The organism is Klebsiella sp. OBRC7 (assembly GCF_000293135.1).
GTDB classification, from domain to species: Bacteria; Pseudomonadota; Gammaproteobacteria; order Enterobacterales; family Enterobacteriaceae; genus Klebsiella; species Klebsiella michiganensis.
In genome coordinates this window covers 231,097-250,963 of the sequence record NZ_ALNJ01000085.1, presented here as the reverse complement: position 1 = coordinate 250,963, position 19,867 = coordinate 231,097, and the positions used below count along the sequence as shown (strand labels likewise).

The following is a 19,867-nucleotide window of genomic DNA, read 5'->3' as shown; positions in this document are numbered from 1 at the left end:
ACCTGAATTGCAGGCACCGCGTCCGGGAAGGTTAATCTTCTAAGGAACTGACGATGCGTGCAAACCGCTTTTCATCACTCTCTCTGCTTTTCTTCCTCGGAAAATGGCTGCTCCTCGCCTTTATCATCGCGGTACTGGCGGGTACGGCATCGGCGTTTTTTCTTTTCTCACTGCAGTGGGCCACGGCAACGCGTGAAGCTCACCGCTGGCTTATCGGGCTCCTGCCGTTGGCCGGTTTTGCCGTCGGCTGGATCTACCTGCGCTACGGCACCCGCGTGGAGGCCGGCAATAACCTGATTCTGGATGAGATTCACGACCCTCAGCGCGTCATTCCCTTGCGCATGGCGCCGCTGGTCTTTTTCGGCACCGTTGTTTCTCATCTGTTTGGCGCCTCCGTCGGGCGTGAAGGCACGGCGGTGCAGATGGGTGCCTCGATTGCCGACCGTTTTACGGTCCTTTTCCGCCTTAACGACGATGCCCGGCGAATGATACTGATGGCCGGGATCAGCGCCGGTTTCTCTTCGGTTTTCGGTACCCCTCTCGCCGGAGCGCTATTCGGGCTCGAGGTCCTGGCTATCGGACGGATGGACTACAGCGCCATTCTTCCCTGTCTGTTTGCCGCGATTATCGCCGATCGGGTCGGCATCATGTGGGGCGTGCAGCATACGCACTATTTTATTACCGGCTTTCCCACGCTGACGCTCTGGACGCTGCTGGCCATCATTATCGCCGGCTGTTGCTTTGGCCTCGCGGCGCGCATTTTCGCCGACAGCACGCATGCGGTCGGCGCCTTTATGAAAAAACGGATTCACTACGCGCCGCTGCGGCCGTTTATTGGCGGACTGGTGATTGCCGGCGCCGTCTGGCTGCTGCACGGAGAGCGCTATATTGGCCTGGGCATACCGGTGATAGTGGACGCTTTCCAGCATCCGCTGGCGCCGTGGGATTGCTTCGGCAAATTGATCTTCACCGTTGTCTCTTTAGGCAGCGGATTTAAAGGTGGCGAAGTCACCCCGCTGTTTTACGTCGGCGCGACGCTGGGCAATGCGCTGGCGCCTCTGCTGCATATGCCGCTAAGTTTTCTGGCCGGGATAGGTTTTGTCGCCGTCTTTGCCGGCGCGGCGAATACCCCCATCGCCTCGACGCTGATGGCAATTGAGCTGTTTGGCGCGGAAATCGGTGTTTACGCGGCGCTGGCCTGCGTGGTGGCATGGCTGGTCTCGGGCTATACCGGTATTTATCGTTCCCAGCGCATAGCCTGCCTGAAACAAAGCTATGTCCCGACCGACATCAGACTGGCTGAGCTCCCGGCGCGGTACCAATCGCAAACACGCCGTCAAAAAACCGACAACGAAACCCCCACCTCCTGACGAACGCGCCCGGAAACCGGAGGGTTCAGGCTCGCCGGTTTCTTCATGATATCTACCACATACCGCAAAGTTGCGGCAATTGTGAGGATTTAAATCGGCCTTGAGTTTAACCTGAACGGTTACAACGCCGGCGTCACCTGGTTCCGGTCATTGTCGATACGCTCAGCTGGCGCACCAATGCCACTTATATGATCAAATCGGAAAACAAAGATACCGGAAACCCGCTGTCCGTTATTCCGAAATACACCATCAATACCCTGCTCGACTGGCAGGTGACCAGCAAGTTTTCGGCGAACGTCAACTGGACCCTGTACGGTCGGCAGAAACCGCGGGAATATGCGGAAATTCGTACTGAAAACGGCGTACTGGCCACCAATGAAGTGGGCTCCTATTCCGTGGTTGGTATCGGCGGCAACTATCAGCTAATGAAAGACCTGCGCCTGAACGCCGGGATCAGTAACCTGTTCGATAAGCAAATTTTTCGTGAAAACGAAGGGGCTTCGACCTATAACGAACCGGGTCGCGCCTATTACGCTGGCGTCACGATCTCCTTCTAACCCCTCGCGCCCGCTATCGCGGGCGTATTCCCTATTCTCTCAGCGTCATTTTCATAGTAGCATCCGCCTGATCATCTTTGACTAGTACAGAGTATAGAATGACAACAACAGATCTTACGCCGAAGGGCGAATTGGTATTACGCACCCTGGCGATGCCGGCGGACACCAACGCTAACGGCGATATTTTCGGCGGCTGGCTGATGTCGCAGATGGATATTGGCGGGGCGATTATGGCCAAAGAGATTGCCCACGGTCGCGTCGTGACCGTGCGCGTCGACGGCATGACTTTTTTACGCCCGGTCGCGGTCGGCGACGTGGTGTGCTGCTACGCCAGCTGCGTGAAGCGCGGCAATACGTCGATAACCATCAATATGGAAGTGTGGGTCAAGAAGGTGTCGTCTGAACCCATCGGCCAGCGCTACAAAGCAACCGAAGCGCTGTTTATCTACGTCGCGGTAGATAATGAGGGTAAACCGCGCGCCCTTCCCGCCCAGTAATTCTGCCGGCCCGGCGCTTCCGGGCCGGTCTTTTACAGAAAGCCGAGTAAAGAGAAGAAGAAGTAGCCCAGCACAATAATAATAACCGGCAGGACGTATAGCGGAAAATACTGCACCAGAATGGTATGGCGCGGCACCACAACGCGTTCAGAGATTTGTTCGCGCGTCAGCCCTTCGGCCCCTTTCGCCTGCTCCAGAATCAGCTGATCCTCAACGCCCTCGCGCAGAAACTTCGCCTGGCGCCCCATCCGCGCTCCGGAGGCCTGTAGCGCCATGCCGACGAACACCAGAATATAGATAACCCAGAAGCCAATATTCATACCGTGCTTAAAGTCCGGCAGCGGCGAGTTGTACCAGAAGAAATTCAGGAACGGCGTATTGAAACGCATCATCTCAATCATCACATGAGCAAAGTCCATCATCACCGCGTCAATGCCCGGTTTTTTCTCACTGTGCTCGTACATAAACTTCAGCACGGAGATCAGCGTCGAGATAACCGCCGGGATAAATACCACCCACCCCAAAATACGTTTAAGTACTGCAACGCGTCCAGCTTGTTGATACGTCATGGGTTCCCCTTGTTAAGACGCCTGTCTACCCTAAGTCTACCTTCGTCGGCGAATTTCGCCCAATAATGCGCGGTATGATATACCATGAGTGCCGATTCGTTATCTACTTACGCTACAGGAGAGGGACTTATGTCAGCCAGGCGCCAGATTCACGCCGCGATTTTTGATATGGATGGTTTACTGATTGATTCTGAGCCGCTGTGGGATAAAGCGGAGCTGGAGGTGATGGCAAGCCTCGGGGTGGATATCAGCCGCCGCCATGAAATGCCCGATATCCTGGGGCTGCGCATCGATTTAGTCGTCGATCTGTGGTTTGCCCAGCAGCCATGGAAAGGCCCGGATCGTGCCGAAGTCACCGCGCGGATCATCAACCGCGCCATCCAGCTGGTGGAAGAAGCGCGTCCGCTCCTCCCCGGAGCGCGGGAAGCGGTGGCGATGTGCAAAGCCCAGGGGTTGAAAATCGGCCTGGCGTCGGCTTCGCCGCTGCGGATGCTGGAAAAAGTCCTCACCATGTTTGAACTGCGCGACCAGTTTGACGCCCTCGCTTCCGCCGAAGGGCTGCCGTTCAGCAAACCGCACCCGCAGGTCTATCTGGACTGCGCCGCCAGACTCGGCCTCAGCCCGATGCACTGCGTGGCGCTGGAAGACTCGGTTAACGGCATGATTGCCAGCAAAGCGGCCCGAATGCGATCTATCGTCGTACCGGAAGCGGAAAACAGCCGCGATCCGCGCTTCGTGTTAGCGGACGTGAAGCTTGCCACCCTTGAATCCCTCACCCTGAGCGACCTGCTCGGTTAATCCTGCCGCTGATGATGAGATAGCGGCACCGTCTCATCATCACAAAATTAAAACAGCGTTTCATTTTTATTTGTTTTTTCTTCTCCCGCCCTCTATGCTTGTCTCAACGGCGTTATTTAACGCGTGAAATCAGCATACAGAGGTGCATATGGTACTGAACGCCTTTGACCTTACGGGCAAGGTCGCTATCGTGACGGGTTGTGATACCGGGCTGGGCCAGGGAATGACGTTGGGCCTTGCGCAGGCCGGGTGCGATATCGTCGGCGTGAATCGCCGGATCCCCCATGAAACCGCAGAGAAGGTTCAGGCGCTGGGCCGGCGCTTTACCGCTATTCAGGCCGATCTGAGCCAGCAGGATGAGATTGAAACCATTGTCGATCGGGCCGTGGCCGCCATGGGCCGGGTAGATATTCTGGTCAACAATGCGGGAACCATCCGCCGCGCCGATGCGCTCTCCTTTAGCGAGAAGGACTGGGACGAGGTGATTAACCTGAATCTGAAGTCGGTGTTCTTTCTTTCACAGGCGGTCGCCAGGCAGTTTATTCAGCAGGGTGACGGCGGGAAAATCGTTAACATTGCCTCAATGCTCTCCTTTCAGGGGGGGATTCGGGTGCCCTCCTATACCGCGTCAAAAAGCGGCGTACTAGGCATTACCCGCCTGATGGCCAACGAATGGGCGGGGCATCGCATCAACGTTAACGCCATTGCTCCGGGATACATGGCCACCAACAATACCCAGCAGCTGCGTGAAGACGCCGAGCGCAGCAAAGCGATTCTCGATCGTATTCCGGCCGGGCGCTGGGGCGTGCCGGATGACCTTCAGGGGCCGGTCGTTTTTCTCGCCTCCCGGGCGGCGGATTACATTAGCGGCTTTACGCTGGCGGTAGATGGCGGCTGGCTGGCACGCTGATGTTTTTGTGACAAAGAGTTACACCGTCACCTCTTCCGCACACTGTATAAAAACCCTATACTGTATGAATTGACAGTTTAGGGTGTTTATCATGACGGCGGAAGGCCACCTCCTCTTCTCTATCGCCTGTGCGGTATTTGCGAAAAACGCGGAATTGACCCCCGTGCTGGCTCAGGGCGACTGGTGGCACATCGTTCCTTCCGCCATCCTGACCTGTCTGCTGCCGGATATCGATCACCCTAAGTCGTTTCTCGGTCAGCGATTAAGCTGGATATCAAAACCGATAGCGCGCGCCTTTGGCCATCGCGGCTTCACCCATAGCCTGCTGGTAGTCTTTGGCGCGGTCGCGATTTTCTCATTGAAAGTACCGGAAAGCTGGATAGTGCCGGCAGATGCGGTTCAGGGCCTGGTTCTTGGCTACCTCAGCCATATTCTCGCCGACATGCTCACCCCTGCCGGGGTTCCGCTGCTCTGGCCCTGCCGCTGGCGTTTTCGCCTGCCCCTCCTTGCACCGCGCAAGGGCAACCAGCTGGAGCGCGCGCTGTGTATGGCGCTGTTTATCTATGCCGTATGGATGCCGCAAAACGTTGCCGAAAACAGCGCCATTCGCTGGTCATCGGACATGATTAATTCTTTGCAAACCACCTTTAATCGCTTAATTAGCCACCAGGCTGGACGATAAACCAGCGAATTATTCAATTGGTTATAATCAATTCCATTTGAATATAAGTAACGAATAACGCCTTCTGCTACCCTTGCCGTCATAAGAGTTGGTTATTGACCAGCCCGGTAATAAAAGATATCAGGAGAACGGGGATGAACTTTCCATTAATAGCGAACGTAGTCGTGTTCGCGGTTTTACTGTTGGCGCTGGCCCAAACCCGCCATAAACAGTGGAGCCTCGCTAAAAAAGTGCTGGTCGGTCTGGTTATCGGCGTTGTCTTCGGCCTGGCGCTGCAGCTTATCTATGGTTCCGACAGCCCGGTGCTGAAGGATTCTATCCAGTGGTTCAATATCGTCGGTAACGGCTATGTTCAACTGCTGCAAATGATCGTCATGCCGCTGGTTTTCGCCTCCATTCTGAGCGCGGTCGCCCGTCTGCATAATGCCTCGCAGCTGGGTAAAATCAGCTTCCTCAGTATTGGAACCCTGCTGTTCACCACGCTGATTGCGGCGCTGGTCGGGGTGCTGGTCACTAATATGTTTGGCCTGACCGCCGAAGGGCTGGTTCAGGGCAGCGCGGAGACCGCCCGCCTCAACGCCATTCAGAGCAATTACGCCGGTAAAGTCGCGGACCTGAGCGTCCCGCAGCTGATCCTCTCTTTCGTACCGAAAAACCCGTTTGCCGATCTGACCGGCGCGAACCCAACGTCGATTATCAGCGTGGTTATCTTCGCCGCGTTCCTCGGCGTCGCGGCGCTGAAGCTGCTGAAAGATGACGTCGCCAAAGGCCAGCGCGTACTCACCGCCATCGACACGCTGCAGAGCTGGGTAATGAAGCTGGTGCGCCTGGTGATGCAGTTAACGCCGTACGGCGTGCTGGCGCTGATGACCAAGGTAGTCGCGGGCTCTAACCTGCAGGACATCATCAAGCTCGGCAGCTTCGTTATCGCCTCCTATATTGGTCTGGGCATCATGTTCGTGGTGCACGGTCTGCTGCTGGCGGTCAACGGCGTGAGTCCTCTGAAGTACTTCCGTAAAGTCTGGCCGGTATTGACCTTCGCCTTTACCAGCCGCTCCAGCGCGGCGTCTATTCCGCTGAACGTGGAAGCGCAAACGCGTCGCCTGGGCGTGCCGGAGTCTATCGCCAGCTTCTCCGCATCGTTCGGCGCCACCATCGGCCAGAACGGCTGCGCGGGCCTCTATCCGGCGATGCTCGCCGTGATGGTCGCCCCTACCGTCGGTATTAACCCGCTCGATCCGCTGTGGATTGCGACGCTGGTGGGCATCGTGACCGTCAGTTCCGCCGGGGTCGCGGGCGTGGGCGGCGGCGCGACCTTTGCCGCCCTGATCGTCCTGCCGGCGATGGGCCTGCCTGTCACGCTGGTGGCGCTGCTGATCTCGGTTGAGCCGCTGATTGATATGGGCCGTACCGCGCTGAACGTAAGCGGTTCCATGACCGCCGGTACCCTGACCAGCCAGTGGCTGCGTCAAACCGATAAAGCTATTCTCGATAGCGAAGAGGACGCGGAGCTGGCGCACCGCTAAGCGGGCCCGCACTTCAGGTTATTAAAAACAAAAAAACCGCTGATTTTCAGCGGTTTTTTTATTGTGCCCGGCACATTCAGGCGTCGATTTCACCTTCCTGCCTCATTTGCGTCGCCCAGCGCTGCGCCGCTTCCGGCACGTTAAACGGCGGGGAGCGACGAAAATGTTCGTCTATCAGCACAAAAGCAACGTATTTACCCCGCAAAACCCAAACGTCGCGAAAACCATCCATTTTGACGGCGTGTTCCGGCGGCGCAGGCTCGACTCGCGGCACGTAGCTAATGACCTGACGATTTTGTTGGCGAAGTGGTTTCATCACAAATAGATTCACTAAACACAGCGGGAAACAGAAACCCCTATCATAGCCGAAAAAACCCCCTTTCGTCGCCCCCAGCTTGCGGCCCTTTAGTAGTAAAACTCTTATAAAAATATATTCTTGAAATGATGTTCTACAATTAGAAGGGTTTTGGTTTAGCAACGACCATTTTCAGCAATGAAAGCAGGAGCGAGCAATGTCTGATAAACACCATAAACCGCAACCCCATCAATCACCGGTTCACGACGACCGCGAAGCAAAACCAGGTCTGGATGCCTTAGCCCCCGAAGACCAGAACTGGCGGCCCACGCCGCATCCCACCGCCCCAGGTGAAGAGCCGACCGCCCCGGGCAGTGTGAAGGCCCCGGATACGCACAGCGAAAAGCTCGATGCCCTTGAAAAACAGCGTAAAGGCGGCGAGGATTTTGCGCTCACCACCAATCAGGGCGTACGCATCGCAGACGACCAGAACTCGCTGCGCGCGGGCAAACGCGGCCCAACGCTGCTGGAAGATTTTATCCTGCGCGAAAAAATTACCCATTTTGACCACGAGCGCATTCCTGAGAGGATCGTCCATGCCCGCGGCTCCGCTGCGCACGGCTATTTCCAGGCGTACAGCGATTTAAGCAATATCACCAAAGCGGCTTTCCTCTGCGATCCGCAGAAAAAAACGCCGGTCTTCGTCCGGTTTTCCACCGTTCAGGGCGGCGCAGGCTCCGCCGATACGGTGCGCGACATCCGCGGCTTTGCCACCAAGTTTTATACCGACGAGGGCATCTTTGACCTGGTCGGCAACAACACGCCGATCTTTTTTATTCAGGACGCGATCAAGTTCCCTGATTTCGTCCATGCGGTTAAACCCGAGCCGCACTGGGCCGTCCCGCAGGGGCAAAGCGCGCACGACACGTTCTGGGATTACGTCTCACTGCAGCCCGAAACGCTGCATAACGTGATGTGGGCGATGTCCGACCGCGGATTGCCCCGCAGCTACCGCACGATGGAAGGGTTCGGCATCCACACCTTCCGCCTGATTAACGCGGAAGGTAAAGCCACCTTCGTACGTTTTCACTGGAAGCCGGTCGCGGGCAAAGCCTCCCTGGTATGGGACGAGTCGCAAAAGCTGACCGGTCGCGATCCCGATTTCCACCGCCGTGATTTATGGGAAGCGATTGAAGCCGGCGATTATCCTGAGTACGAGCTGGGCTTACAGCTGATCCCGGAAGAGGACGAGTTTGCTTTTGATTTCGATCTGCTGGATCCCACCAAGCTGATTCCGGAAGCGCTGGTCCCGGTGCAGCGCGTCGGTAAGATGGTCCTCAATCGCAACCCGGACAACTTCTTTGCCGAAAACGAACAGGCGGCCTTCCATCCAGGGCATATCGTTCCGGGAATAGACTTCAGCAACGATCCGCTGCTGCAGGGCCGACTCTTCTCCTATACCGATACGCAGATCAGCCGCCTCGGTGGGCCGAATTTCCATGAAATCCCGATCAATAAACCCACCTGCCCGTACCATAATTTCCAGCGCGACGGCATGCACCGGATGGATATTGATACCAACCCGGCAAACTATGAACCTAACTCTATCAACGATAACTGGCCGCGGGAAACGCCGCCGGCCGCTAAACGCGGCGGCTTTGAATCCTATGCCGAGCGGGTTGACGGGGAAAAGATTCGCCAGCGCAGTCCGTCGTTTGGCGAATATTACTCGCAGCCCCTGCTGTTCTGGCGTAGCCAGACGCCTATTGAGCAGCAGCATATTATCGATGGATTCAGCTTCGAGCTGAGCAAGGTCGTCAGGGAGTGGATCCGCGAGCGGGTGGTCGATCAGTTGGCGCATATCGACCTGCAGCTGGCTCAGGCGGTGGGTAAAAATCTGGGTATTGAGCTCACCGACGAACAGCGCAGCATCACACCGCCGCCGGATGTTAACGGTCTGAAAAAGGATCCTACGTTAAGCCTGTACGCCCTTCCCAGCGGTGACGTAAAAGGCCGGGTGGTGGCGGTACTGCTTAACGATCGTCCGGTCGCCAAAGAGCTCCTGACGCTGCTCAAGTCGCTGAAAGCGCACGGGGTGCATGCCAAATTACTCTATTCCCGAATGGGGAAAGTGCAGGCCGATGACGGTACCGAGCTGCCGGTGGCCGGGACCTTTGCCGGGTCGCCATCGCTTACCGTGGACGCGGTCATTGTTCCCGGCGGCGATCTGCAAAGCCTGAGCAACAACGGTGATTTCCACTACTATCTGCTGGAAGCCTATAAACACCTGAAGCCGATTCTGCTGGCAGGCGATGCCCGGCAGTGCAAAGCGCCGCTGCAGGTTGCCAGTCAGGGGGAAGAAGGCATCGTTGAGACGGACCCCATCGATAATTCGTCGGTGGATGCACTGATTACCCTTATGGCGGCGCATCGGGTGTGGTCGAGAAGCGCCAAAATTGCCGCGATCCCGGCATAACAAAAGCCCGGCATTTCTGCCGGGCTTCTCACTTCTCTTTACTTACACATCGCGATAGGTGCCGAGCCGGTAGCCGCGCTCGGCAATTGCATACCTCAGCGACTCGGCGGTGAGCACGTCCAGTTCGGTCAGGCGCGGATAGCAATAGGCGCTACCCATAATCGTGTTATCAACGAACGCCGGGTGGCACATCACCTCCAGCGATCGCTCATCACGCTGGATAGAGGCATCCAGGGTTTGCAGAAACAGCGCTTCCGAAACCCCTTCCCCGTAAAACTCGCTGGTAAACCCATCGCTGCTGCGCGCCGCATCCTGCGATAATCCTGACAGCGTCGCCAGCTGCCGGTCAATCCGCAGCGCCACCCCTTTCTCGCGCGCAAAGGCGGCAACGATGGGGTAAATCTGCGCAATCATATGCACATGGTGATGGCTGTCGATATGCGTCGGCTCATGGCCAAACAGCTCGACAAAGCGCCGGTACTGGCACTCCAGCTCGTGCGCGATCTCATCCAACGGCAGGCTATCCTCTTCCGCCATCTGCCAAATCCACTTACCGAGACGACCTTCGCGGGTTAAGCCCGGCATCGCCGACAGCGGTTCGCCCAGCGTCAGGACAAAGTGCATCCCCACCGCCAGCTCAGGGACGCAGCGGCTAAGCTGGGCAGCGTGGCCGATCGCCGCGCCGTTGACCAGCGCCGTCGTGGAGGTGACCAGACCGTTCTTGCAGGCTTCGATAATGCCGTAGTTTTGCCCTTTGCTGAGGCCAAAGTCATCGGCATTGACGATTAACACGCGTTCCATAAGCCGCTCCCGTTACTGTTTCAGTTTTTCGATAGTCGCCGCAAAGTTTGGCAGCCACTGCTCGTGCGCAAGGATCATCTCACGCGCCAGCTGTTCGGCGTCACGATCGGAGTGGATCAGCGGGCTCAGGTTAAGCGCCAGCAGCACATCATCCAGTTTACCGCTGATTGCCGCTTCGCTGGCCGCGACTTCAAAGCCTTTAATGGTGTAAATCAGTCCCAGCACTTTTTCGTCGAAATGCGTGATGCGCGGCGTCGGTTTCGCACCGTCGCGACCCAGCGTACAGGTCATCTCGACCGCCCAGTCGGCCGGGATGTTATCCACATGGCCGTGATGCGGCACGTTCACGTAATGTTCGGCCTGCTTATCATTGTAAATGGCGTTAATCACTTCACAGGCGGCGTCGGAGTAATACGCCCCGCCGCGCTGTTCCAGCTCTTTTGGTTTAACGTTCAGATCCGGATCTTTGTACAGCTCAAACAGCTGTTTCTCAACCTTCTGCACCACCTGCGCGCGGGCGCCGCCTTTGTAGTACTCGCCCATTTCAATCGCCAGCATCTCTTTTGGCTTAAAGTAGTAGAGCAGATAGGAACAAGGGATCAGGCGCAGCGAACGGAGCAGCCCTTCGCTAAACGGCAAATCAAAGATATTTTTCACCGAGTTTGCGCTCAATCGACCCGACGCCACGCCGTCAAGCAGCTCGTCAAAGCGCGAAACGCCGTTGACCAGCACATCCCGCACGAACACCAGATGGTTCAGACCAAACAGATCGATATTGAGCTCATCGCTTGGGCTCAGCTTCAGCACATCGGTGATAAACATCTTCATGCCGATAGGAATATTGCACACGCCAATAAAGCGCTTAAAGCCGGTATGACGATAAACCGCTTCGGTCACCATGCCCGCCGGGTTGGTAAAGTTAATCACCCAGGCGTTCGGACAGACTTCCTGCACATCTTTCACAATGTCAAAAATGACCGGAATGGTGCGCAGACCTTTAAACAGTCCGCCCGCGCCGTTGGTTTCCTGGCCTAAATAGCCGTGGCTCAGCGGAATACGCTCATCCTTTTCGCGCGCCTTAAGCTGGCCGACGCGCAGCTGGGTGGTGACGAAATCTGCGCCTTCCAGCGCCGCGCGGCGATCGAGGGTCTTGTAGACTTTCATCGGGACGCCGGCTTTTTCCACCATGCGTTGGCACAGCGCGTGGATAATATCGAGCTTTTCCTGCCCTTCCGCGACGTCCACCAGCCACAGTTCGCTAATCGGCAGTTCATGATAACGCTTCAGGAATCCTTCCAGTAATTCCGGGGTATAGCTGCTGCCGCCGCCGATAGTCACTACCTTCAATTTTTGGCTCATCTTTTTCTCCCTTGCGGATAGCGCGTATGCGGCACCCGCTCTCCGTTTAAATACGGACAGTTAATTTGAATATTTAGACCGCGCGGACTATTCCGCGCCCGGTTAATTAATACTGGTGAGGTGTTTCCGATAGCTGCTGGGGGTAAAGGAAGTCAGCTTCTTGAATGTTTTAATAAACAGACTTGGGCTACTGTACCCCGACTCATAGGCGATATCGGTCACCGAGTAGTTGGTTATCTCCAGCTGTTTTTTGGCGAAGTTGATGCGAATATCATTAATCATCTGCATCGGCGTTTTGGCGTAATAACGCTGGGTTGCCCGGGTTAAGTATTCCTGAGTTTTCCCGGAAAGCTCGACCATATTTTCCAGCGCCCCCTCGCCAAATTTAAGCTTATCGTGCATACCCTCAACGGTATTTTTTAACCATTGCGGAATAACGTCTTCCGTAGGTTCTTCACGATAGTGCCGCAAACGATTCAGGGTGTAAAAAGACACCAACTCGATAAATTCGTCGAATTCAGTTTCGCGAAAATTCAGTGATGCAATAACCGACTCAATATAACTGAGAAAAGTACTTTTAACGGCATAGACCTGTGAGGCGACCAGACCAAACGGCAGCAGCGGCAGATAATGTTTCTCAAAGAAACTTTTGCTGATGCCAACGTTAAGAATGCGCGTCGCGCCAAATTCATAAAAACTCTGGTGATGCGACCCCATTGGGATAAAGACAAAATCCCCGCGCTCCAGCAGCACCCGCTTACCATTAATCACCTGATAATAGCGCCCGGTTAAAACGATGGTGTACTCGTAGTAATCATGCTGGTGAAGCCCGCTTACGCTCTCCGTTTTGTTATAGATGACCACATGAAAGTTCTTGCCGTTAAAGAGTTGTTGCTCCCGGGCGGTACTGATTTCAGTGGTCATCATCTTTGGCTGCCTCATCGTGTCGATGACCTATTGTACCTTCTCGTGCAGCTCAATCAATTCGGCAACCAGCTCACGAGCCAGCATTGAGGTCATCAGATGATCCTGCGCATGAACCAGCACCAGGCTCACCTTCATTTTGCCTTCGCCCTCATCGCTCTCAATCAGCTGCGTCTGCACAAGATGCGCTTCGCTCAGCGCCATACGCGACTGTTCCATCATCGTTTTCGCCGCCTCGAAATCTCCCTGCTTTGCCTGCTTCAGCGCGGCATAAGCCAGGCTGCGCGCTTGACCGGAGTTGATAATCAGCCCCATCACCACCTCTTCGAGGTCGTTTACCGCGGTCTCTTCTGCTGCGATGTTATCCAGATCAAACATAATGACTCCCTTATTTCCAGGACGGTACGGGAAATCTCCCGTACCGCTCAATATTAGAATTTCAGTGCGTTAGCGATATCTTCTTCGCTCTCTTCCTGCTCAATGACGCCCTGCGCTTTGTTGGAAATCACCACAAACGGCAGGTAGACCAGGGTGGACACGGCAAGGTTGAACAGGGCCAGCAGCAGAGCGGCTACGCTACCGTTGGTGTTAAAGAAGGCGCCTAAACCGGTCGGCATGGTCCACGGCGCGATATTGGTAATCGGCGGAATGACGCCCAGGGTATAAGCCGTCATGGTGATAGCCGCCAGCAGAGGCTGAATCAGAATGAAGGGGATAAACATCACCGGGTTCATAATGATCGGCAGACCGAACAGGATTGGCTCGTTAATCTGGAAGATGCCTGACGGCAGCGCCAGTTTCGCCACCTGACGATGATCCTCACGACGTGAAGCGATAAAGATGGCGATGATTAAGCCCAGAGTCGCGCCGGTACCGCCAAGGAAGATGTAGGAATCCAGCATCGGCTTGGCCCACATATGGAAGCTCTTACCCGCGGCCAGCGCGGCCTCGACGGAACCGTACTGCTGGTAGGTTGCGATGTTTTCCAGCGCCCACGGCGTCATGATTCCGCTATCCAGCGCTGACAGCGCCAGCGACCCGTGTACGCCGAAGAACCACAGCAGCGAGGTGAAAATGACGTATGCCCAGCCTACGACGGCGCCCATTGAAGCCAGCGGCGTGGAGATAGTGTCCATGATGATCTGGTGGAAGTTAGTTCCCCAGTGGGTCAACGCCCAGGAGATAATCCCCATAATCGAGAGGATAATAAAGGCCGGAATAACCGCAGAGAATGAACGGGAAACCGAGGCCGGCACGCTGGACGGCAGCGTAATCACCCAGTTGCGATGAACGATAAAGGTGAACATCTCGGCAACGACCAGACCGATGACAATACCAGAAATGATATTGGCGCCGCCTAACCAGTTCGCGCCCACGGCGTAGGCTTCACCGACGCTATAAGGCGTGACGGTCATAAATGCCGCAACGGCCAGTAAACCGGCGGCCATCGGGTCTACTCTCCGCTCCTCAGCTAAAGCGGAGCCAATAAAGAAAGGTGCCATGAGCGACATAATGCCAAGCGTACCGTTATAAACGTTACCGCCGATAGCTTTAAAACCGTTAAGCGTTTCTATTGTAGAAGCATCCAGACGGATGCCCATTGAATAAAAGAATGAACCGTCGCCAAAGCTCAAAAATACGTTGTTAATTAAAACAAACATCGCCCCGGCTAGCGTCAATGGCATTAACTTAATAAAGCCGTTTTTAATTGCATTGACGTGGGGCTGCCTTCCTATTTTGACGGCAAAAGGCAGGAGTACCTTTTCAAGCGAGTCAATCACTTTACTCATAATAAATACCCTTTAAGGCCGCAATATAGTCATTGCGGCAATGATAGATGAAATTACTCTTTGACGGGAAAATAAACTCTGGGTATTTCGGACAGCGAGCAGCTAAAATACACCCTCACGAAATTCTAACCGCTGCCATCCGAAAGATGTCGAGTTTTAAAATAAAATTATTGTGCAGCAGCTTTCTTAATGGCCGCAACGGCCGCTTTCAGAACACCTAAACCATCGATCTTACCGTACAGAACAGAATCAATGACTTCTACGGGTTTATTTGGCAGTAAACGCTGAATGTCCGGCAGCATATAGGAAATTTGTGGGCCTAATAATACGACATCCGCATCAGGTCCTTTTTCACCGGCTAAGGTCTCCGGAAATGCTTCAATAATCACCGGCACTTCATACTTCTCGGCCTGGGCACGCATTTTCGATACCAGCAGTGATGTCGACATCCCAGCAGAACAGAACAGGTAGATATGTTTCTTTTCCATGAACGCTTCCTCAATGTGTGTGACCCGATCCTCTTTGCATCATTGATGCCCGAGAGGCGGTAAGAGATATTTCTTTGAATTAGTATTGTTTATGCATTGAGTATACGGCATCGATCGGCAGCAGGATAATTCCTCCTTGAACAGAATTGTCTCTCATTGACCTCGCGTTTTGACTGCCTTCACATTTCCCTCAAATAATTCGCGCAATTAAATAAGCATCAGAACTCATAAAAAAGCCCGACCACTGGTCAGGCTTTCGTAGGAATCAGCACTATGGCGGGGCGTTACTTGCTGTTGCGTGGGTCGGTATCGTACTCGGCGCAGGTCTGATAACCAGAATTCATCACGCGGCCGGTTTCATCCAGCGCAACGAAGTAGGTTTCAATTTTACCATCGCGTTGACCCAGGATATATGTCTGGCAGGTACCGCGCGCGTGGATCATGGTGACTTCTGATGAAGGTTTACCGGCAATTTGCGCAACCTGCGCGCGGGTCATGCCTTTCTTAACGTCTTTAACCACGGGTTGAGTGAACTGATCTTTCGTACGGTCGTAGGCCGTACACCCTGCCAGCAGGGTCAATACTGCTGCTGCGCCCAGAAATCCTGCAAAATGCTTGTTCATATACCATCCTCTTTTTTTTGGCGTGTTAATAAGCCTGGAATAAATATCGTTATTTTTCAAGCCGAAGGTGGAAATGAAGCGAAATTAAGAGCTTTCTAATAATAAATCCCCTCTTGTTGAGGTTGCCTGCTTTTGCTTCACTCAAAATTGTGATCCTTGTCGTTTTACCGGCAAAGAGGTAGGTTAAACCACTGCTGATTGGCAAACAGATTCACTTCCCGGAGGGCGCAATGACGCTACAACAAGAGATTATTCAGGCGCTGGGCGCAAAACCCCAGATCGATGTCGAAGCCGAGATACGCCGCAGCGTAGACTTTTTGAAGGCCTATCTTCAGAGATACCCTTTTATTAAATCACTGGTCCTCGGCATCAGCGGTGGCCAGGATTCAACGCTAACCGGTAAATTGTGTCAGTTAGCCATCAACGAACTGCGTGCCGAAACCGGTGACAGCAGCCTGCAGTTTATTGCCGTGCGTCTGCCTTACGGCGTGCAGGCGGATGAGCAGGACTGCCAGGACGCTATCGCTTTTATTCAGCCGGATCGCGTATTAACGGTCAATATCAAAGGCGCGGTGCTGGCCAGCGAACAGGCGCTGCGCGAGGCCGGGATTGAACTTAGCGACTTTGTTCGCGGTAACGAAAAAGCCCGCGAACGCATGAAGGCGCAGTACAGCATCGCCGGAATGACCCACGGCGTCGTGGTGGGTACCGACCATGCGGCGGAAGCCATTACCGGATTCTTCACCAAATACGGTGATGGCGGTACGGATATTAACCCTATCTTTCGCCTTAACAAACGCCAGGGCAAACAGCTGCTGGCCCAGCTAGGCTGCCCGGAACATCTCTATAAAAAACTGCCGACCGCCGATCTTGAGGACGACCGCCCCTCCCTGCCGGACGAAGTGGCGCTGGGCGTCACCTACGAAAATATTGATGATTATCTGGAAGGCAAAGCGCTGGATGAGAAAATTGCGAAAACGATTGAAGGCTGGTATTTGAAAACCGAGCATAAACGCAGACCGCCGATTACGGTCTTCGACGACTTCTGGAAAAAGTAATTCGCCTCTCCCCCTCCGCCCCGACCCGGTTCGGGGCGATTTTTTATCCTTTTCGCCTCTACCTTCAACTGCTATACTGGATAAATAACCAGCACCAGGAGCAAAAGTGGCAAGAAGGCAATCCGCCCCGCGTCTCGAATTTGAAGCGGCGGCAATTTATGAGTATCCCGAACATCTGCGTCCGTGGCTTGAGGCTTTGCCCAGGCAGCCGGGGGTGTATCTGTTCCACGGCGAAAGCGATACCCTACCGCTCTATATCGGGAAAAGCGTGAATATCCGCAGCCGGGTGTTGTCGCATCTACGCACGCCCGACGAAGCGGCGATGCTGCGCCAGTCCCGGCGCATTACCTGGCAACGAACGGCGGGAGAGCTGGGCGCACTCTTATTAGAAGCACAGCTCATTAAAGAACAGCAGCCGCTATTCAATAAGCGTCTGCGGCAAAACCGACAGCTATGTTCATTACGCCTGGCTGACGCCCGTCCACAGGTGGTGTACGCCAGCGAGCTGGATTTTTCCCTGCAAAGCGATCTCTATGGTCTTTTTGCCAACCGCCGCGCGGCGCTGCAGGCGCTGCAAAAAATCGCCGACGAGCATCGCCTGTGCTACGGATTAATGGGCCTCGAGCCGCTCAACCGCGGGCGGGCCTGCTTTCGTTCGGCGCTCGGCCGCTGCGCGGGCGCCTGTTGCGGAAAAGAGAGCGTTGAAGCACACCAGCAGCGTCTGGTCGACAATATGCAAAAGATGCAGCTGGTATGCTGGCCCTGGGCCGGGGCAATCGCACTGGAAGAGAGCAGCGAGGATATGACCCAATACCACATTATTCAAAACTGGCTTTGGCTCGGCGCGGTAGAGTCTCTGTCGCAGGCGTCATCACTCACGCGCCTGTCGGCCAAATTTGACCATGACGGTTATAAAATATTGTGTAAGCCGCTGCTCAGCGGCCGCTATAAGCTCCATCCTTTGTGAGGTGAATGTCAGCCCCGATACGCTATTGGGGCAATTACCAGCCGCCGCCGCCCGAGCCGCCTCCGGAGGAACCGGAGCCGCTGTAACCGGAGCCTGATGATGAACCGCTCCCTGAACCGCTATCCGGCGTTGACATAGAGGCGGTTCGGCAGGCTTCGCTGAAGTGGTGGACGCTTCCACAGTCGGTGCCGGCAAACGCATGCGACACGGCGCCTGTACTACTCAGGTAGTGGGCAAAGGTATTTGCCCATGTTTTCCCTACGCCAAGCGCCAGGGCAACCGGCAGCAGTGCTTCAAATAAGAAAAAACCGCCGGCCCTGCCCAAAGCCTGTTGGCGTTATTGGGCAAGACCGGCGGTCTTAAGTCAGCGCGCTGAGTTATTCAGCAGGTGCAGGCATTTTACCTTCCGGCGCTTTACGATCTGTCAGATGCTTCTCAAAATTGGCATTGAACTGCTTTTTCTGTTCCGGCGTCAGAATGTTGTAAATCTTGTTCTGGGTTTCCAGACGAGCCAGCGCCATCTCTTTATGCTGGGCTTCCATCTTATCAATCTGCGCTTCCGCTTTTGCCTTATCGAAGGTATCGCTGGCTACCAGCTCATGCATCGCGCGGCGCTCATCCAGGGACGGACGCTTCATGCTGTCGCGCTGGCTCTTCATAATGTCGCGGATTTGCGTTTTCTGCGCATCGGTCAGGTTCAGCCCTTTAAACATCATTTCATGTGGGCCCGCAGGTCCGCGCTTATGATGCATCATCGGCGCGTTATCGGTTGGGGTTGCAGTAGCGTCAGCCGCGTGGGCCAGGTTAGCCGCGCCCAGAGCCAGAGTAGAGGCAACAAACAGTGCTGTAATCTTCTTCATAGTTCAATCCTTACTTTGCGTTATTCTTACGGCGCGTTGCCGTGTTGACGAGATTAACTTTACGACGTTTATCGTCAATTAATCAGAGCAAGCGTAAAACATTGAAAGTGTAAAAAACATTTTCTCGCCAATTATGGAGAAAATAAGGAAAATGAGGGGGTAAATGCAATAAAAAATAAATAAGCAGCTGTTTTAATGGGAAATTATGAAGATTATAAATCAGCGGAGATTAAAAACAAAGCATTTCACCAGGAATAATCTGCAATCAATGGACAGAGCACGAAAAAATAAGATGGCTGCGGAAAAATAAACGCTAAAATAAATGCCGCCGCCCGGACGGGCGACGGATTCACCGGAAGCGCTCCAGCATGAGCCCGGCGCGCTGGCCGAAGGCAACGCTGGGGTTGGGAAACAAAACGTACTCTTGATCCCTTTCCACTATGTAGCGGGTATCGCCATCCTCAGCAAGCAGCGTCCCGGCGGCAAACGGCGTAAAGTTCAGCGTCTGCGCCGACATATGCAGCTGGAAACTGTCGCTGCTGCGGGTAATTTGCTGTACCACCCTGTAGCGCAGCGGCGCGTGCGCCTCTTCCGCCGTCACTTCTCCCGCCAGCAGCAGCGACAGCGCGCGTTGAGTCGCCGCGAACAAGCGCAGATCGTTTTCGCCAAATGGTAGCGCCTTGCCGAGCTCCAGCGTGCAGGAGCGCGCGCCAAAGCGTTCACAGCTGAAATGGGTAAAAGTCCCGCCAGGCTGCTGATGAAACACCAGCGCCTCCAGCCCTGCCGCCCCTAACCAGCGCAAAAACGCCTCATCCCACGGCGTATCCCGCGCCGGCAGGACACCAAAGCGGGTATGCAGCGAACCGCGTATGGCGGTATGTAAATCCAGGTGCCAGCGCTCGCCGGGCGTCCCGGCATAAAATCGCGCCAGCGCATGCTCCAGTTGCCGGGCGCGAACGGTTTCATCGCTGGCGCTAAAAGCGCGCCAACGCTCGCCGAACATCCGGTTGATATCGCTGTGCATATAGCGCTTGTTGGCCCGCAGCGCCGGAGGGTTACCAAAGATCGCCAGCAGCCGCCAGCGGAGCGGTATTTCCCCACGAAACAGCTGCCGCAGCAGTAAATCGGTGATTTCGACCGGTGCGGTTTCATTGCCGTGAAGCCCGGATGACAAAACCAATGACCGATCGCAGGGTTCATGAGGAATGAGCTGCAGAATACCGCAGTCAATCCAGTGCCAGCGGAAATGCGCGGTTTGACCATGGAAATGGTGGGGCAGACGCCCCGCCAGAGTAAGTGCCAGAAAGTCGTCCACGA

Annotated in this window: 20 protein-coding genes and 2 pseudogenes; 10 read left to right on the top strand and 12 right to left on the bottom strand. The window is 55.0% G+C overall.

What is annotated here, in order from left to right; genetic code table 11:
* Window positions 1–53: 53 nt before the first annotated feature.
* The 3 genes and pseudogenes from HMPREF1144_RS17335 to yciA all read left to right on the top strand — a co-directional run bounded on the left by HMPREF1144_RS17335 (window position 54) and on the right by yciA (window position 2,424).
* A complete protein-coding gene (locus tag HMPREF1144_RS17335) occupies window positions 54–1,370 on the top strand; it encodes a voltage-gated chloride channel family protein (protein WP_009653541.1) in 1,317 nt (438 codons plus the stop codon).
* Window positions 1,371–1,519: 149 nt separating this feature from the next.
* Window positions 1,520–1,927 (top strand): annotated as a pseudogene (locus tag HMPREF1144_RS17330) (TonB-dependent receptor domain-containing protein); the annotation flags it as partial.
* Window positions 1,928–2,025: 98 nt separating this feature from the next.
* Entirely contained in the window at window positions 2,026–2,424 is a 399-nt protein-coding gene (yciA, locus tag HMPREF1144_RS17325) for an acyl-CoA thioester hydrolase YciA (protein ID WP_004850109.1), read from the top strand.
* A gap of 32 nt (window positions 2,425–2,456) precedes the next feature.
* On the opposite strand, the gene HMPREF1144_RS17320 is transcribed toward yciA, so the two are convergent.
* Window positions 2,457–2,993, bottom strand: coding sequence for a YniB family protein (locus HMPREF1144_RS17320; RefSeq protein WP_009653426.1), 537 nt, complete (start codon window positions 2,991–2,993; stop codon window positions 2,457–2,459).
* Between the two features lie 129 nt (window positions 2,994–3,122).
* Between HMPREF1144_RS17320 and hxpB the strand changes: the two genes are divergently transcribed.
* The 4 genes from hxpB (at window position 3,123) to HMPREF1144_RS17300 (ending at window position 6,909) form a co-directional block, all read left to right on the top strand.
* On the top strand, window positions 3,123–3,791 hold the full coding sequence (gene hxpB / locus HMPREF1144_RS17315) for a hexitol phosphatase HxpB (RefSeq protein ID WP_009653387.1): 669 nt from the start codon (window positions 3,123–3,125) through the stop codon (window positions 3,789–3,791).
* A 148-nt stretch (window positions 3,792–3,939) separates the two neighbouring features.
* Window positions 3,940–4,701: a 2-dehydro-3-deoxy-D-gluconate 5-dehydrogenase KduD gene (gene kduD, locus HMPREF1144_RS17310; RefSeq protein ID WP_004850103.1), complete on the top strand. Its 762-nt coding sequence runs from the start codon at window positions 3,940–3,942 to the stop codon at window positions 4,699–4,701.
* Between the two features lie 91 nt (window positions 4,702–4,792).
* Window positions 4,793–5,383, top strand: coding sequence for a metal-dependent hydrolase (locus tag HMPREF1144_RS17305; protein WP_004850102.1), 591 nt, complete (start codon window positions 4,793–4,795; stop codon window positions 5,381–5,383).
* Window positions 5,384–5,517: 134 nt separating this feature from the next.
* On the top strand, window positions 5,518–6,909 hold the full coding sequence (locus HMPREF1144_RS17300; protein WP_004850099.1) for an L-cystine transporter: 1,392 nt from the start codon (window positions 5,518–5,520) through the stop codon (window positions 6,907–6,909).
* A gap of 76 nt (window positions 6,910–6,985) precedes the next feature.
* Here the strand turns inward: HMPREF1144_RS17300 and cedA are convergent, their stop codons facing one another.
* Window positions 6,986–7,225, bottom strand: coding sequence for a cell division activator CedA (gene cedA / locus HMPREF1144_RS17295; protein ID WP_009653410.1), 240 nt, complete (start codon window positions 7,223–7,225; stop codon window positions 6,986–6,988).
* A 196-nt stretch (window positions 7,226–7,421) separates the two neighbouring features.
* On the opposite strand from cedA, the gene katE reads away from it, so the two are divergent.
* A complete protein-coding gene (katE, locus tag HMPREF1144_RS17290; RefSeq protein WP_009653418.1) occupies window positions 7,422–9,680 on the top strand; it encodes a catalase HPII in 2,259 nt (752 codons plus the stop codon).
* A gap of 42 nt (window positions 9,681–9,722) precedes the next feature.
* On the opposite strand, the gene chbG is transcribed toward katE, so the two are convergent.
* The 7 genes from chbG to osmE all read right to left on the bottom strand — a co-directional run bounded on the left by chbG (window position 9,723) and on the right by osmE (window position 15,665).
* Window positions 9,723–10,481, bottom strand: a complete 759-nt coding sequence (gene chbG / locus HMPREF1144_RS17285; RefSeq protein ID WP_004850094.1) for a chitin disaccharide deacetylase — start codon at window positions 10,479–10,481, stop codon at window positions 9,723–9,725.
* 12 nt (window positions 10,482–10,493) lie between these two features.
* Entirely contained in the window at window positions 10,494–11,840 is a 1,347-nt protein-coding gene (locus HMPREF1144_RS17280; protein WP_009653470.1) for a 6-phospho-beta-glucosidase, read from the bottom strand.
* Window positions 11,841–11,942: 102 nt separating this feature from the next.
* On the bottom strand, window positions 11,943–12,782 hold the full coding sequence (gene chbR, locus HMPREF1144_RS17275; RefSeq protein ID WP_071532282.1) for a transcriptional regulator ChbR: 840 nt from the start codon (window positions 12,780–12,782) through the stop codon (window positions 11,943–11,945).
* Window positions 12,783–12,794: 12 nt separating this feature from the next.
* Complete coding sequence (gene chbA, locus HMPREF1144_RS17270) at window positions 12,795–13,142, bottom strand: PTS N,N'-diacetylchitobiose transporter subunit IIA (protein WP_004850090.1); 348 nt, start codon at window positions 13,140–13,142, stop codon at window positions 12,795–12,797.
* Between the two features lie 53 nt (window positions 13,143–13,195).
* Window positions 13,196–14,554, bottom strand: coding sequence for a PTS N,N'-diacetylchitobiose transporter subunit IIC (gene chbC, locus HMPREF1144_RS17265; protein ID WP_009653428.1), 1,359 nt, complete (start codon window positions 14,552–14,554; stop codon window positions 13,196–13,198).
* Between the two features lie 167 nt (window positions 14,555–14,721).
* Entirely contained in the window at window positions 14,722–15,042 is a 321-nt protein-coding gene (gene chbB / locus HMPREF1144_RS17260; protein WP_004101340.1) for a PTS N,N'-diacetylchitobiose transporter subunit IIB, read from the bottom strand.
* 284 nt (window positions 15,043–15,326) lie between these two features.
* Window positions 15,327–15,665 (bottom strand): osmotically-inducible lipoprotein OsmE, encoded by a 339-nt coding sequence (gene osmE / locus HMPREF1144_RS17255; RefSeq protein ID WP_004850085.1) that lies wholly within the window; start codon window positions 15,663–15,665, stop codon window positions 15,327–15,329.
* A gap of 230 nt (window positions 15,666–15,895) precedes the next feature.
* Between osmE and nadE the strand changes: the two genes are divergently transcribed.
* Both nadE and cho read left to right on the top strand, forming a co-directional pair.
* Window positions 15,896–16,723: an ammonia-dependent NAD(+) synthetase gene (nadE, locus tag HMPREF1144_RS17250; RefSeq protein ID WP_004850083.1), complete on the top strand. Its 828-nt coding sequence runs from the start codon at window positions 15,896–15,898 to the stop codon at window positions 16,721–16,723.
* Window positions 16,724–16,829: 106 nt separating this feature from the next.
* Window positions 16,830–17,690, top strand: a complete 861-nt coding sequence (gene cho / locus HMPREF1144_RS17245; protein WP_004850082.1) for an excinuclease Cho — start codon at window positions 16,830–16,832, stop codon at window positions 17,688–17,690.
* A gap of 34 nt (window positions 17,691–17,724) precedes the next feature.
* Here cho and HMPREF1144_RS17240 read toward each other — a convergent pair.
* The 3 genes and pseudogenes from HMPREF1144_RS17240 to astE all read right to left on the bottom strand — a co-directional run.
* Window positions 17,725–17,988, bottom strand: a pseudogene (locus HMPREF1144_RS17240) (DUF2207 domain-containing protein); the annotation flags it as partial.
* A gap of 79 nt (window positions 17,989–18,067) precedes the next feature.
* Entirely contained in the window at window positions 18,068–18,550 is a 483-nt protein-coding gene (gene spy, locus HMPREF1144_RS17235) for an ATP-independent periplasmic protein-refolding chaperone Spy (protein WP_004850080.1), read from the bottom strand.
* Between the two features lie 349 nt (window positions 18,551–18,899).
* Window positions 18,900–19,865, bottom strand: coding sequence for a succinylglutamate desuccinylase (gene astE, locus HMPREF1144_RS17230; RefSeq protein ID WP_004850079.1), 966 nt, complete (start codon window positions 19,863–19,865; stop codon window positions 18,900–18,902).
* Window positions 19,866–19,867: the final 2 nt, after the last annotated feature.